The 14,470-nt window shown below is 68.9% G+C and carries 10 protein-coding genes and 1 pseudogene; 3 read left to right on the plus strand and 8 right to left on the minus strand.

The features are described 5' to 3' along the window. Positions 1-26: 26 nt before the first annotated feature. Both CCN72_RS12205 and CCN72_RS12210 read right to left on the minus strand, forming a co-directional pair. Positions 27-992 (minus strand): annotated as a pseudogene (locus CCN72_RS12205) (glycogen debranching N-terminal domain-containing protein); the annotation flags it as partial. Positions 993-1,139: 147 nt separating this feature from the next. Next, positions 1,140-2,495 carry an MGH1-like glycoside hydrolase domain-containing protein gene (locus CCN72_RS12210; protein ID WP_086807548.1) on the minus strand — a complete coding sequence of 452 codons (1,356 nt, stop codon included), beginning with the start codon at positions 2,493-2,495 and terminating at the stop codon, positions 1,140-1,142. 134 nt (positions 2,496-2,629) lie between these two features. Between CCN72_RS12210 and CCN72_RS12215 the strand changes: the two genes are divergently transcribed. Further along, a complete protein-coding gene (locus CCN72_RS12215) occupies positions 2,630-3,859 on the plus strand; it encodes an ROK family transcriptional regulator (RefSeq protein ID WP_172427516.1) in 1,230 nt (409 codons plus the stop codon). A 408-nt stretch (positions 3,860-4,267) separates the two neighbouring features. Further along, positions 4,268-6,988: a pyruvate, phosphate dikinase gene (gene ppdK / locus CCN72_RS12220; RefSeq protein ID WP_086807549.1), complete on the plus strand. Its 2,721-nt coding sequence runs from the start codon at positions 4,268-4,270 to the stop codon at positions 6,986-6,988. A gap of 650 nt (positions 6,989-7,638) precedes the next feature. Here the strand turns inward: ppdK and CCN72_RS12235 are convergent. The 5 genes from CCN72_RS12235 to CCN72_RS12255 all read right to left on the minus strand — a co-directional run bounded on the left by CCN72_RS12235 (position 7,639) and on the right by CCN72_RS12255 (position 13,022). After that, positions 7,639-8,319, minus strand: a complete 681-nt coding sequence (locus CCN72_RS12235; protein WP_086807552.1) for a hypothetical protein — start codon at positions 8,317-8,319, stop codon at positions 7,639-7,641. 89 nt (positions 8,320-8,408) lie between these two features. Next, positions 8,409-10,496: a hypothetical protein gene (locus CCN72_RS12240; RefSeq protein WP_086807553.1), complete on the minus strand. Its 2,088-nt coding sequence runs from the start codon at positions 10,494-10,496 to the stop codon at positions 8,409-8,411. A 2-nt stretch (positions 10,497-10,498) separates the two neighbouring features. Beyond that, on the minus strand, positions 10,499-10,960 hold the full coding sequence (locus CCN72_RS12245) for a hypothetical protein (protein WP_086807554.1): 462 nt from the start codon (positions 10,958-10,960) through the stop codon (positions 10,499-10,501). A gap of 577 nt (positions 10,961-11,537) precedes the next feature. Further along, positions 11,538-12,014, minus strand: a complete 477-nt coding sequence (locus CCN72_RS12250) for an NUDIX domain-containing protein (RefSeq protein ID WP_086807555.1) — start codon at positions 12,012-12,014, stop codon at positions 11,538-11,540. A gap of 90 nt (positions 12,015-12,104) precedes the next feature. Then, positions 12,105-13,022, minus strand: a complete 918-nt coding sequence (locus CCN72_RS12255) for an FkbM family methyltransferase (RefSeq protein WP_086807556.1) — start codon at positions 13,020-13,022, stop codon at positions 12,105-12,107. A gap of 106 nt (positions 13,023-13,128) precedes the next feature. Between CCN72_RS12255 and CCN72_RS12260 the strand changes: the two genes are divergently transcribed. Next, on the plus strand, positions 13,129-13,629 hold the full coding sequence (locus CCN72_RS12260) for a P-loop nucleotide/nucleoside kinase family protein (protein WP_208637985.1): 501 nt from the start codon (positions 13,129-13,131) through the stop codon (positions 13,627-13,629). On the opposite strand, the gene CCN72_RS12265 is transcribed toward CCN72_RS12260, so the two are convergent. Continuing rightward, positions 13,587-14,470 (minus strand): hypothetical protein (locus CCN72_RS12265; RefSeq protein WP_086807558.1); only part of this gene is annotated, 884 nt, incomplete at its 5' end. The genes CCN72_RS12260 and CCN72_RS12265 overlap by 43 nt on opposite strands.

Raw genomic sequence — 14,470 nt, forward strand, 5'->3', positions numbered from 1 at the left:
GCGCTTCCCTACCGGCCCCGCACGCCCCCGGACTCGCCCGCCTGGGTCGCGGCCAGCGCGAAGAGCGTCGCGGCGGCCGGGCGGGGCCGGTAGGGAAGCGCGAACAGGGAGGTGAGCAGCGCGTCCCGGGCGAGCAGCGTCAGATACCAGGGCGCCCCACCGGCCGGCACCCGCAGCTCCTCCCCGTCCGGACCCGTCGCCGGGATCTGGAGCGCCGCCAGATCCGTGAGCCCCCGCGCACAGGCCGCCGCCAGCTCAGGCCAACCCGTCGGGAAGGCCACGCCCTCCACGAACTCGGCCTCGGAGGCGGAGAGTTGGGCCGCCATGGCGGACGGGTCCCGGGGCACCCGCAGCGCCCGCCGGTCGCCGTGCGGCCGCGCCATCACCCGCAGGACCAGGTCCCGGGTGCCGCCCGGGGGCAGTTCCAGCGTCCACACCAGCCGGCGGGCACCCGTACCCGTCTCCTCCACCGCCTCCGGCGCCGGATCGGCCGTGATCGTCGTACACGAACGCCATTCCGCACGCCGGTAGGCGAACTCGATCCCGTCGTCCAGCACGATCCGCGAGCGCAGGGCACCCGCCTTGACGTACGTACGGTGATCGGGGCGCAGCTCGAACTGGTCGGCGAAGTCCACGTCCGCGGTGATCGCCAGCCGGATCGTCGTCGGCACCGGGCGATTGCTCGTCACCCGGACCGTCTCCACGAACGAGCTGTCCCCGACCGCCTGTTCACGGAAGAGCGTGTGCGCGGGCGGCTCCGGGCGCGCCCCGCGCGGTACGAGGACACAGCGCGCGGTGCCGCCGTCCGCGACCGGGGTGAGCACCTCGGGCACCGCGCCGTCCACGGTGAGCTGCCAGCGGCTGAGATGCCGGGCGTCGCGCACGAACAACCCGTCCGGGGAGCCGCCGCCCCGGACCCCGCTGATGTCGCCCCGATCGCCCACGGCGGCGAACGTCGCGCCGTGCACGAGCAGATGATGCCGGTCGGTCATCCCCGGTCCCTTCCCTCGTCACTCCTCATCGAACGTGCCGGTGCCCGCCTTGGACACGCCTCGCGACGGGCGTTTGAGCTCTTCATGCAGGTCGCTTGAGACGCTCTTTAGCCGCCTGAGGCGCCCTCCGTGCGGGGGAGTGGCCCGTCAGCCGGGCCGGTCGAGAAGCCTCTGGTGCAGATCGAGCGCGAGCGCCGCGGTCCAGCCGAAGCCCCTCGCGCCGCACGCCTCGCCCGTGAACGGATCGACGTACTCGGCGAAGCCGGACGCCTCGGCCAGCTCCAGCAGCGCCGCCCCGAGCACGTCGGCCGGCGCCCGCTCGCCGTGCAGCCGCAGCCCCCGCTCCACCAGCCAACTGGTGTTGAACCAGGCCGGGCCCCGCCAGTACCGGTGCGGATCGAACGCCTCACCGAGCAGGTCGTAACTGGGTACGAGCCGGGTCGCGCCGCCGAGCCCGAAGTGCGGGCCGGTCAGGGTGCGCACCAGCGCGGTGACCAACTCGCCGGGGAGCGTGGGCAGAAGGAGCGGGATCAGGCCGGACACCCCGCGTTCGGGGATCAGTTCGCCGCCGCTCACGTCCCGGCACAGGAACATCCCGGACTCCGCGCTCCACAGCCGTTCCACCAGCGCCGCCGTCAGCCGCTCGGCCCGCGCGTGCCGGGCGGCCGAGCCGGCGCCCAACTCGGCCGCGATATGGGCGAGGGCGTGCTCGGAGGCGATCAGCAGCGCGTTGAAGGACGGGTCCTCCACCGCGAACTCCCTGTGCCCGTCGGCGTATCGGGCGTCCCGGTACTCGACGGCCAGCCGTACGTACCGCCCGTAGTCCAGATCCGTCGGCCGGTCCTCCGGCGCGCCGTGGTCCAGGTCGGCCCGGCGGAAGGAGCGGGCCGGCGCCGGGTCGATCCGCGCGAGCGGCGCGTCCCAGCAGGGGCTGTTGTCCATCCCTTGCTCCCAGGGGTGTACGACGGACACCAGACCGCCGCCGCCCAGGTCCCGGCGCCGCAGCAGATAGCGGTGCCAGGCCGCCAGCCTCGGGTAGACCCGGGCCAGGAAGCCCCGGGCGTGCGAGAGCCCGGGGTCGGCGCGGTGCACCAGCCAGGCCGCCAGCGCGTGCACCGGTGGCTGCACGATGCCGGACGTCTGTACGGTGCGCGGGGCGCCCGCCGCGCGCCCGGCGGTGGTGGAGCGCCAGAAGTCGGGGCCGGGGAAGTAGGCGTCGAAGGGGACGGAGGGGTTGAAGACGATGTGCGGCACACGCCCGTCCGTCCACTGGGCGGCCAGCAGCGTCTCCAGCTCGGTCTGCGCGCGCAGCGGCGACAGATGCCGCAGCCCGATCGCGATGAACGCCGAGTCCCAGGACCACTGGTGGGGGTACAGGCCCCGGGAGGGGACCGTCGAGGCGCCCGTCCAGTTGGCGTCGAGCACCCGCGCGGCCCGTACCGGCAGGGCGTCCGGGGGCGCGTACGACAGTGCGTGGGCGGTGAGTTGGGCGGTGCGGTCCACTCGGAGCTCCCCCAAGACGACGACGTCCGGACGCACGACCGACGAGGTTCGGCATCGGCCGCCGTAGAGTTACGTCTATTTAACACGCAAAACCCACTATGTAATGCACGCTTGGGAAACACAAGGGGGTGCGCATGATCGGACGTCCGGGGAGGAACGGGATGAACTCCAGGAGCGGCAGTCAGGCAGGCGCCGGGGATCTGCTCGAACTGGTGCGCAGCGGACGGGCGGTGACCAGGGGCGCGCTCCAGCAGGCGACCGGGCTGTCCCGGGCCACCGTCGGCCAGCGCCTGGACCGGCTGTTCCGGGCCGGCTGGCTGCGCGAGGGCGCCGGCGGCCCGGTCGACTCGCCGCTCGGCGGACGCCCCTCCATCACCCTGGAGTTCGACGGCGACCACGCGGTCGTCCTCGTCGCCGACCTCGACACCCGGCATGCGCGCGCCGCCGTGCTCTCCCTGACCGGCGAGATCCTGGCCGAGCACTCCGGCACCCTGGTGATCGAGGAGGGCCCGGACCTGGTCCTCGCCGAACTCGGGCGCTGGTTCGGCGAGTTGCTGGAAAAGGCCGGGCAGCGGCCGGGGGAGGTGTGCGGCATCGGGCTCGCGGTCCCGGGCCCGGTGGACAGCGCGACCGGCCGGGTGGTGCAGCCCCCGATGATGCCCGGCTGGGACGGCTACGACGTAACGGGCCGCCTCTCCCGCGCCCTCACCGAACACACCGGGGCGCCGCCGGTGCCGGTCCTGGTGGACAACGACGCCAATCTCATGGCGTACGGCGAACAGCGCGCCGGGCACCCGGACTGCGCGGCCTTCGTCCTGGTCAAGGTGTCCACCGGCATAGGCGCGGGCGTCGTGGTCGACGGCTCCATATACCGGGGGATCGACGGCGGCGCGGGCGACATCGGGCACATAAGGGTGGGCGCGGACGCGCTGTGCCGGTGCGGTTCGTACGGCTGTCTCGCCGCCGTCGCGAGCGGTGGTGCCGTGGCCCGGCGGCTTGCGGCCTCCGGGGTGCCGGCCGCCTCCGGCTCGGACGTACGGGACCTGCTGGCGGCGGGCCACCCGGAGGCGGCGGCGCTGGCCCGGGAGGCCGGGCGCCGGGTCGGGGACGTCCTGGCGACCGTCGTCACGCTGCTCAACCCGGGCGTCCTGATGATCGCCGGAGATCTGGCCGGAACACCCTTCCTCACCGGCGTACGGGAGCTGCTCTACCAGCGGGCGCTGCCGCGCTCCACGGCCCACCTGGACGTGGTCACCTCCCGGCTGGGGGAGCGGGCCGCGCTCATCGGAGCGGGAGCGCTGGTGGTGGAACACCTTTACGCGCCGGAGCGGGTGGAGGAGCGGCTGCGGGCGCTGGGGGTGTGAGAGCGCGCCGGAGCGGGGGTCCGGACGGGTCCGGATGGTGAAAACCGGGGCTCTGTGGCAGCGTGATTCTCGCCACCCCTGATAAGGGTTGCGCTCATATGAGCGTTTGGAAGGTGGTTGCACTTCTCCAAAGGGTGGCATCCAGTGCCACCCTTTGATTGTTCATCGATCGAACTCAGGCGTGGCGTGTGACGCTCATGTGAGCATTAAACCCACTCATTCGGTGGGTTTGCCTTCAAGAAGTGAACGAATGGTCGCGTGCCGCCTTGCCAAGCTTTGACTTTCGATCCGCTGGCGGACGGGTGGTTACATGCACATGACCCGCAAGTGGACGTACCCATGTGCCTTCGATCTGGGTATGTTCCTGGCCGTCAGGGCAGCCACCGTGGCCTCAAGGAGTCGAGTCCCGTGTCGGAAAACAAAGCACCCCACGTAGCGAAGTTCGTTTACGACTTCACCGAGGGAAACAAGGACCTCAAAGACCTCCTCGGTGGCAAGGGCGCGAACCTCGCCGAGATGACCAACCTGGGTCTTCCGGTTCCTCCCGGTTTCACCATCACCACGGAGGCCTGCAAGGGCTACCTGGAGAACGGCGAGGAGCCGGCGGCACTGCGTGACGAGGTGAGTGCGCACCTCGACGCCCTTGAGGCCCGCATGGGCAAGAAGCTCGGCCAGGCGGACGACCCGCTGCTGGTGTCGGTGCGCTCGGGCGCCAAGTTCTCCATGCCCGGCATGATGGACACGGTCCTGAACATCGGCCTGTCGGACAAGTCGGTCCAGGGCCTGGCCAAGCAGGCCGGCGACGAGCGCTTCGCATGGGACTCCTACCGCCGCCTCATCCAGATGTTCGGCAAGACCGTCCTCGGCGTCGAGGGCGACCTCTTCGAGGAGGCCCTGGAGAAGGCCAAGGACGCCAAGAAGGTCAAGGTCGACACCGACCTGGAGGCCGCCGACCTCAAGAAGCTGGTCACCGCCTTCAAGAAGATCGTCAAGAAGGAGGCCGGCCGGGACTTCCCGCAGGACCCGCGGGAGCAGATGGACCTCGCCATCAAGGCCGTCTTCGAGTCCTGGAACGGCGACCGCGCCAAGCTCTACCGCCGCCAGGAGCGCATCCCGCACGACCTGGGCACGGCCGTCAACATCTGCTCGATGGTCTTCGGCAACCTCGGCCCCGACTCCGGCACCGGCGTCGCCTTCACCCGCGACCCCGCCTCCGGCCACCAGGGCGTCTACGGCGACTACCTCCAGAACGCCCAGGGCGAGGACGTGGTGGCGGGCATCCGCAACACCGTCCCGCTGGCGGAGCTGGAGCGGATCGACAAGAAGTCGTACGACCAGCTGATGCAGATCATGGAGACGCTGGAGAACCACTACAAGGACCTCTGCGACATCGAGTTCACGATCGAGCGCGGTCAGCTGTGGATGCTCCAGACCCGGGTCGGCAAGCGCACCGCGGGCGCCGCGTTCCGTATCGCCACCCAGCTGGTCGACCAGGGCCTGATCGACGAGACCGAGGCGCTCCAGCGCGTCACCGGCGCCCAGCTCGCCCAGCTGATGTTCCCGCGCTTCGACGAGAAGGCGAAGGTCGAGCAGGTCGGGCGCGGCATCGCGGCGTCCCCGGGCGCGGCGGTCGGCAAGGCGGTCTTCGACTCGTACACGGCCGTCAAGTGGTCGCGCTCGGGTGAGAAGGTCATCCTGGTCCGCCGGGAGACCAACCCCGACGACCTCGACGGCATGATCGCGGCCGAGGGCATCCTGACCTCGCGCGGCGGCAAGACCTCCCACGCGGCCGTGGTCGCGCGCGGCATGGGCAAGACCTGTGTCTGCGGCGCGGAGGAGCTGGAGGTCGACACCAAGCGGCGCCGTATGACGGTCCCCGGCGGCCATGTGGTCGAGGAGGGCGACGTCATCTCCATCGACGGCTCCACCGGCAAGGTCTACCTGGGCGAGGTCCCGGTGGTCCCCTCCCCGGTCGTGGAGTACTTCGAGGGCCGGATGCACCCGGGCGCGGACGACGCGGACGAGCTGGTCGAGGCCGTGCACCGGATGATGGCCTTCGCCGACCGCAAGCGCCGGCTGCGGGTGCGCGCCAACGCGGACAACGCCGAGGACGCGCTGCGCGCCCGCCGCTTCGGCGCCCAGGGCATCGGCCTGTGCCGCACCGAGCACATGTTCCTCGGTGAGCGCCGCGAGATGGTCGAGAAGCTGATCCTCGCGGACACGGGCGAGGAGCGCGAGGCGGCCCTCACCGAGCTGCTCCCGCTCCAGAAGAAGGACTTCGTCGAGCTCTTCGAGGCGATGGACGGCCTGCCCGTCACCGTCCGCCTCCTCGACCCGCCGCTGCACGAGTTCCTGCCCGACATCACGGAGCTCTCGGTCCGCGTGGCCCTCGCCGAGTCCCGGCAGGAGCCGCACGAGAACGACCTGCGCCTGCTCCAGGCCGTGCACCGGCTGCACGAGCAGAACCCCATGCTGGGCCTGCGCGGCGTCCGCCTCGGTCTGGTCATCCCCGGTCTGTTCGCGATGCAGGTCCGCGCGATCGCCGAGGCGGCCGCGGAGCGCAAGAACGCGAAGGGCGACCCGCGCGCCGAGATCATGATTCCGCTCGTCGGCACCGTCCAGGAGCTGGAGATCGTCCGCGAGGAGGCCGACAGGGTCATCGCGGAGGTGCAGGCGGCGACGGGCACCGAGCTGAAGCTGGCGATCGGCACGATGATCGAGCTGCCGCGCGCCGCGCTGACCGCCGGTCAGATCGCGGAGGCGGCGGAGTTCTTCTCCTTCGGCACGAACGACCTCACGCAGACGGTCTGGGGCTTCAGCCGGGACGACGTGGAGGCATCCTTCTTCACGGCCTACCTGGAGAAGGGCATCTTCGGCGTCTCCCCCTTCGAGACGATCGACAAGGACGGCGTGGGCTCCCTGGTGAAGCTGGCCGCGGAGGCCGGCCGCCGCACCCGCCCCGACCTCAAGCTCGGCGTCTGCGGCGAGCACGGCGGCGACCCGGAGTCCGTCCACTTCTTCCACGAGGTCGGCCTGGACTACGTCTCCTGCTCCCCGTTCCGCATCCCGGTCGCCCGCCTCGAAGCGGGCCGCGCGGCAACCCAGTCCACGGGCAGCGACCACCGCTGACCCCTACCGGCCCCCGAACCCCGGGCCCGTCGTCGGTCCCCGACCCTCATCCGATCGACGCCGGCCCCGGCGCACGAAAGAGGCGGCACCCTGTGCGGGGGTGCCGCCTCTCGGGGTTTCTCCTGGCGGAGAGCACCGGGTCAGGTCGCCGAGCCGGCGTGCCGCTGGTTGTCGGAGGAAACCTGAGGAACTGAAAGGTCTGGCTCAGGGGTCCATGTCAGGCGATGAGCACCGCCTGAGGAGTGGGGTCGAATCCGTGCCGGGGGATCAGCGCTGCTACGTAGTGCTGTTTTCCATGGTCAGTGACAAAGCGTCTGCGAACTTGATCCCGAGCATGACGTCCTGTGCGGGGCAGTCCGCTCACGCATCGCGCAGGCATGTAGCCCATGTCATGGAGGGCATCAGGTTGCTCTGAATGATTCCGGCGGCGTCGTCAGAGGGTCCTGTTCGTTGGGCGCGTGTGGCCGTGGCGTTGGTGGGGAGCTTCGTCTGGGCAGAGGCGGACGCGGGCTGCTCGCCAGGCAGCGTCGAAAGTGAGGTTGCCGTAGCTGCTCCTGACCAGTTTCCGGGCTTCCCAGCTGGTACGCGGGGCCAGCAGCCAGCGCAGCACCGTGGTGGTCACCAGGATCTAGGGACGGCAGACCGCGGGTTCACGGGGCCTCCGTAGGGTCCAGGTGGGCTTGGCCGTTGAGCAATGTCGCGGCGCGTGCAGCATGCAGGGGACGCTGTGCCTGGCTCATGCCTCCGGCGAGAAGGGTGACGAGCATCCTTCTCTGCTCCGGAGCTTCGAAGGTATTGAGGAAGTCACGAACCACCTCTACGAGGGCGTACTCGACAGGATCGTGTTCGTCCGGGCGATGCGCGCTGAACGTTTTAGAGACGCGTTCCAGAATTTCCTTGCCGGGAAGTTTGTCCCAGCTTCCTGTGGTGCCCTCCAGGTAGTGCGCAAGAGCTACGGCGGGATCGGTCAGGCCGGCGATGAGAGCGCGCTGCCTTTGGAGGCGCAGAGAGTCCTTGATTGATTGGTTTCGTTGAGCCGCGAGAAGCGCGTCAACGGCGGCCTGGTTGGCTGGCGACAGTGCGAGCGTGAGCAGGCGGCCCTGGTAGCTGATGGGCGGATCGGTGAGCAGATCCCGAGGTTTGCGCAGATGGCGGGCGCATAGGTCGCGCGCTGTAGGGATGTCGGTCGGGTCGTAGCGCAGCGCGGCGTCTTTGGCAGCGCCGCGGAGTGCGGCGCGGACGGCGTCGACGATGTCGTCCGCGGCGAGTGGGTAAGGCGGGGACGACGCCACGGTGGCCCTGAAGGTTCCGGTGAAGGCGATGCCGTTCACGCGGCTTGGAAGGCGGACCTCGAACGAGGAGAGGCCGCGCCACAGAGCCCTTCGGACACGGCGGCGCGACGCCCAGACGCGTGGCACGGTCACCTCGGTTGGGGAACGGGCGAGTGGGACAGCGGGGACGGCAACCGCAGGCGCATGCGGAGGTCGATGACTGACTGGTCGTATCCGACGCCAGGTGCCCCGTAGACCAGGGCGGCGATGGGCGTGGTGAGCAGGTGCTGCTCGATGACCTCGTTGAGGATGTCGACCATGAGCTCCTGGGAAACTTGTCCGTCCGCCCAGGCTCGTGCCCAGCTGATCAGCAGATCACTGCTTTCCATGTTGACCGTAGGGTCGTTAAGGGCGGACCGCCATCCCGTGACCAGGGATGTTCTGACCTCGGGGTCCTGTTCGGCCGCAGCCATCATTACCTTCAGGACATATGGGTTCTCCCTGGGGTCGAGCAGGGTGAGAAAAGCGCGGTTGGCGGCAAGCCGCCGTCCCTCGCCAGGCCACTTGACGACCGACTTCCAAACGCGGGGCAGAAGACCTGGGCGTGCCGCGATGTCCCGGATGGCGTCCTCGGCTGCCTCCACCGCTGCATCTCGCGTAGGTCGACCCAGTACCCAACGCAGCCGGATCAGTGCTTGGTAGGTGTAATGCTTGGCGAAGTCGCTCTGGCAGACGAGGCTGACTACCCTCGTCACCGCCGCTGAGGGCTCCTGTGCCCAGTCCAGCAGCAGGGAACGTACTTGGCTGCCGAGTGTGTCGGCCTGCGCGGCGGTGGCCAGCACGCGGGCAATCAATTGCTGGCGTTCGGAGCTGTCCTCGCCGTTGTCGATCCAGTCGTAGACCCTTTTGACGACCCGGATGTCATTCTCGGCGATGGCGAGTTGGACCAGCAGATCGCTGATCCTCTTCAGTTGCGCCGCCCCCGGCTGACTAGGCTGCGTGATGGAACCGATCCACTCCAGCAACGGCACGTGGATATCTGCACGTTGACGCCACAGGTGGTTTAGCACAGCCTGTGCGTATCCGGGCTTCTCGTCGGAATCGACGCATCGTCCTTGGACCTGGACCTTCACACGGTGGTACCGGGCAGTCAGGTCGGGACCGGTCAAGATGTCCCGCATGGTCCGTGGCTTGTTATCGCCGAGCAGGGTTCTCGATGCGTCCTGCACAGTGAGCGCGTCGTCCCCGCTGAGAAAGAGCGCGGCGATGAGCAGCGCCCGGTCGTCGGCGTCGTCCTCGGTTGCCGTGAAGACTTCCTCGACCAGTGTTTCCCACTTCTGGAAGGCTTCCTTTGCCTGGGCGATGCCCTCTAAGGAGGGTTCGGCGTGGGCAAGGAGGCCCGCCAGACGGACGGCGTCCGCCGGGCTCATGGTGTCGTTCACCAGGTGGGCGGCGGCGCCGTCCAGCCCGAAGTCGCCCCGTGCGTTCGTGGTCAGCCACCGGGCCCGGTCGGGCGTGTCGTACATCCGCTCCAGGTGTACTGCCGCGACTTTTCGAGGTGAGGGGCAGTGCGTGATGGGCACCAGTACTCTCCTCAGCGCACCGGACGCGTCTGCAGGCCAGCTGTGTGCGCCTGTGACCAGAACGAGAAAAGAGCCCTTTGTGCGCAGCAGCTCCCCGTGGCGAATCAGCGAGGTTGCCACGTTGGCTGGGTCTTGCCAGGTGCTGATCTCGGTAGTGATGTCCAGCAGATAACCGTGGCGGGGTTCGGCCGGCAGTAGGGAGACGTCTGGAACCTTCATGTCATCCCAGTCAGGCTTGATCTGCTGCAGCTTTGGCTCCTGCGATCCCTGCGGCAAGTCGGCCCGCGGCGAGCGGGATGCCTCCCATAAAGCTTTGAGCGCAGCAGTCCGCTTCCCGAATCCCTGAGGGCCGGCGATCACGGCGAGCGCGGGGCCCTCACCGTTAAGTAAACGGACGGCCTCCTCCGCCGTGGTCACCTCTTGGCCAGCCGCATCGTTGTGCACCCAGGCTCGCCGCACCACCCTTAGCTCGGCGTCCGGGATGTCCTCAGCGGGAAGAGGCGGCTTCCCGCCCATGATCACGTCACCCGCGGCCACCACGATGGAGGAGTTTTCGTTGTCCTTCACCACCACCCTGACGCGCTCGGTCGTCTCAGACGACAAGCCGGGTGGCACCGGGGGGACGGGCGGAACGGAGATTGGCGTGCTGTCCATGCTCAGCTCCTACGATCCGGAGACCCCGGCGCCTGATAGGTGAAACTGCCTCCGGCGGTGTTGATAGACCCTCCTGAGATGATCACTTGGCTGTTGGTGTTGTTCTCTGCCACCAGCGTCGCTGAGGAGGTTTTCTCCTGGCTGTCCGTACGCTTCACCAGTTCCTGAAGCTGCTCCGCTGCGTCCTCGTGCTTCTGCAGGAACGCAGCAAGCTGGATTAGCAGCTCCTGTCGCAACTGCTGAGCCACGTTGGCCCGCTCGCTCGCCGGGCTGTCCACGAGCCGCCGCCTCGCGGCGTCGAGCAGGCGCAGCTCTGCTTCGGCTTCGGCGCTCTCTTCATCACCGTGCCGAAACAGCCGAGCCATGGCCTCACGCAGCGATTCCCATCCGCTCTTGACCATCTCGGCTACAAGCACTGTGGCCCCACTGCCAGCTACCTGCATGACATCGAGCGCGCCGCTCATCAACGCCTCCCCCTCGGAGCTGTGATCGTGATCACTCAGGGTGCAGAGTGGATGTGTCGCCTAACAACCGGAATCGCTGACTTCGGCTGAAAACACCTGAAGGTGATTGATCTGTATCAAGTCATTGCGAATGCGTGCACTTGTTCGTATTGGTGCTACCTGCCTCCCGGAATAGCAGCTCATGCCGCACTTCGGGTCGGGGGTAACCGTGATACCGACGGACTCACGCCAGCGCATCGCCATAGCGGGCGGATCGTGACCTTGGCGTGAAGTCTGTTCGCAGCGCGTGCAGTGGGTGGTTGGCGACGTGTGCCAGTTGGCCTGTTCGTGAACAGGTCCAGGCATCGATTTGCTAAGCAACGCTCGCGAGCCGTTGACCTGCTGCGATGTCGCCGCTGACATGCTCTGGAAGGCCGTAAAGTAAGTGGCATCGCCTCTAGAGCCCATGCCGTCACGGCCTCCGCCAGAGCCTACGACCGGCTCGGTGCATGATGGACGGACCGTCGAACGGGCGCCGCTTCACCAGTTGCCGAAGCGGCGCCAGCGATGTCAGGTTAGGGACCTTGCGGCCGGCCGCTCATTGCGTAGCGGTGACCGACCATCCGTAGCGGGAGAAAGACGGGCCTCCGCCCTGGTACGCCGCCAGGGCCTGCGTGGAGGTCGGGAACGCGGGCTCGGGTAGGCGGCTCGCGGTGACCCATTCGGCCGTCAGGTGCTTGTCCGGCTCGGTGTTGGTCAGCTCACCGGTCCACGTGTCGGTGGCGAAGACGAACAGGACGAACTGCCCGGTCTGGTCCCAGCCCTGCTCGACGTGGATGACGTGGACGAGAGCGAGATCTGCCGGGTCGACGAGCAGGCCGGTCTCCTCCTTGAGTTCACGGGCGGCGGCCTCGTCAAGGGCTTCGCCGGGTTCGGCCTTGCCGCCGGGGAGGGTCCAGGCCGGCTGCGGGGACCAGTTGCGGGCGGCGTAGAGCACGGTGGCGATCGTGTCGGCGCCCTTGTCGTGGACGATCACACAGACTGCGTTGCGGCTGTTCATCACGCTGGTGTTCATCGCAGTGCCCACTCCTTGGTTCCAGAAGATGTCGGTGGTCAAGGCGGGTTGATCGGACTGGCCGGGGCGCTCGGAAAGCATGGGTACTGCTCAGCGCCCGAGCGTGAGGCGGTCGGCGTTGGTGCGGGAGAAGACCAGGTCGGTCATGTGCTTCGGGGTTTCCTTGCACCGGACGGGCGGCTGCGGTCGTCGCATGGCTCGGGGGTAGACGGCCGGGTCGTAGTCGTTGGTGAGCGTGTATGCGTGGAAGCCGTGACCGCGCAGGGTGTCGATGATGTCGGCGGCGCTCTCGCCCTGCTTGGCCAGGAGCCTGGGGGTGACCTCCATGACGAGTTCCGCATCGTCGCGCAGGTCCGCGAGCGCGGGCAGCAGTCCGCGGATGGCTGCTGCCTCGGCGCCTTCGACATCGATCTTGATGATCCGGGCGGTGGCGAGTTCGGCGCCGCTGACCAGGTCGGCCAGGGGGGCGGCCGGAACGTCGAAGGCCATGTGGACGTGGCGGGGCCGGACGGCGGTGGTGTGACCGAGGTTGGCGGGGTCTTCCAGATACAGGGTGAGGGTGCCGTGGGTGCCGGAGGCGGCGCAGCAAACGGCCCGGATGTTGGTGCGGTGGTTGACGGCGGCCGCGGTGGTCAGGTCGTCATGGAACTGCGGGGACGGCTCGATTGCGACGACGTGGCCGTGAGGGCCGACGACGTGGGAGGCCAGGAGGCTGAACGCGCCGCGGTGGGCTCCGACGTCGATGAAGGTGTCCCCGGGGCGGAGCCGATCGCGCAGGAAGGCGCTCAGGTTCGGCTCCCACTCGCCGAACAGGTACTGGTAGCGCTGGATGACGTCGCTGGTGGTGACGGTGACCTTGTCACCGGACCTCAGCCGGACGGTGGTGCGCACGGAGTGGGTTTGCAGGTGCTCGTCGAGGAAGCGGCTGACGAGCCGGGCCTTGCCCACGGTTCCGGGGGCATGGCGCACGTAGGCCCGCAGTGTGCGGGCGAGTGCGGAGGCGGACACGGGCGGCTCCTTCGGGTGGTGGTGATGAGGAACGGGGTCCTGGGCTGGTCGGCGGTGGCAGACTGGCTGGCGAGGAGAACGCTTGTGGTGTTGAGGGGAGTTGGCGGTGGCCGATCGCACTCCGGTGGTGTTTCTGCTGGTGGGGCTCACCGGTTCGGGGAAGACCACCTATGCCCAGCGGAAGCTGGAGCCCGAGGGTGCTGTGCGGCTGTCGGTGGACGAGGTCGTCTATGAGCGGCACGGCCGGTACGGCGTCGACTACCCGGAGAACACCTACTTCGAGAAGGAGGGCCCGGTCGTCGCCGAGCTGCACGAGCGGCTTGTCGAGCTGGTGGCCGATGGCCGGGATGTGGTGTGGGACCACGGGCTGTGGCCGCGTAAGGACCGCGACGCGATGAAGGAGCTGGTGGAGTCGGCCGGCGGGCGGTGGCGGCTGCTGTACTTCCCGGTGGAGCGCGACGAGCTGCTGCGCAGGCTGGCGGAGCGCAACGAGAGGGAGGACGCCAACGCACTCGTCGTGACGCCTGAGGCCCTGGACGACTTCTTCGCCCGCTTCGAGGCGCCTCAGAGCGAGGGCGAGGAGATCGTGGAGTCGGGCTGGAACTGAGCCGTGTGCGGGCGCCAGGTGGTGGCGATCTTGGCGGCTTCGGCGGCCCAGCCGTCCGGCAGGCGATCGAGGCTGACGCGGCGGAAGGCCAGACGGGGATCGGCGACGTCGATTCGGCCGCTGTGACGATCGATGTGCTGCAACAGGCGGGATGCCTCGCTGCGGACGGCTGGCGTGTGCTCGGCCCACTCGCCGGAGGTGAACCGGTCGACCCGCCGGCGCAGGTCGTCCAGGACGCCCGAGCGCCACTTGAAGTGGTGCACGCACGCGAGCGTGTCCGGGTCGGGCTTGTGGCCCGGTGCCCGGTGGTTGCCGGACGCCACGGCCACCGAGGAGTGGGCGAGGACGATCTTGCGGGGGTCGCCTTTGAGGAGCCGGTGGGTGAGGTGCCCGCCGAGCGGGAAGGTCCGGTCCAGTCCGGTTTTCGGGCGCCAGAGCGCCAGACGGCCGTCGTTCGTGAGGCGATCGAGCATCAGCCCGCCGATCACCTTGTTCCTGGTGGCTTCGGCCTGGGCGATCATCTCGGCGAGCGGGGCGTGGTGGGTCTGGAACTCGTCGGAGTCGGCGATCAGATGCCAGCCGGTCCCGGCCTGCTCGCGCAAGGAGTCGCGGAGCTGGGTGTTGGTGTGCTCGTGCCACGGTCCGGTGCTGATCCGGGCGGGGACGATGCCGAGGTCGTGGCTGGCTGCGATGAGCTGGTGCCGCCAGGCGTCGTGGACGTGGTCGGGGAAGTGGAAGGCGAGGTGGAACTGCTCGATGCCGAGTCGGCGGTAGTGGGCGGTCCAGGCGGTCAGCAGGGCCGGTTCGACCGGGCCGACCACCGCGACCAGGGCGGGAGGGA

The sequence above is a fragment of the Streptomyces murinus genome, from assembly GCF_002154555.1.
Taxonomy (GTDB): domain Bacteria; phylum Actinomycetota; class Actinomycetes; order Streptomycetales; family Streptomycetaceae; genus Streptomyces; species Streptomyces murinus.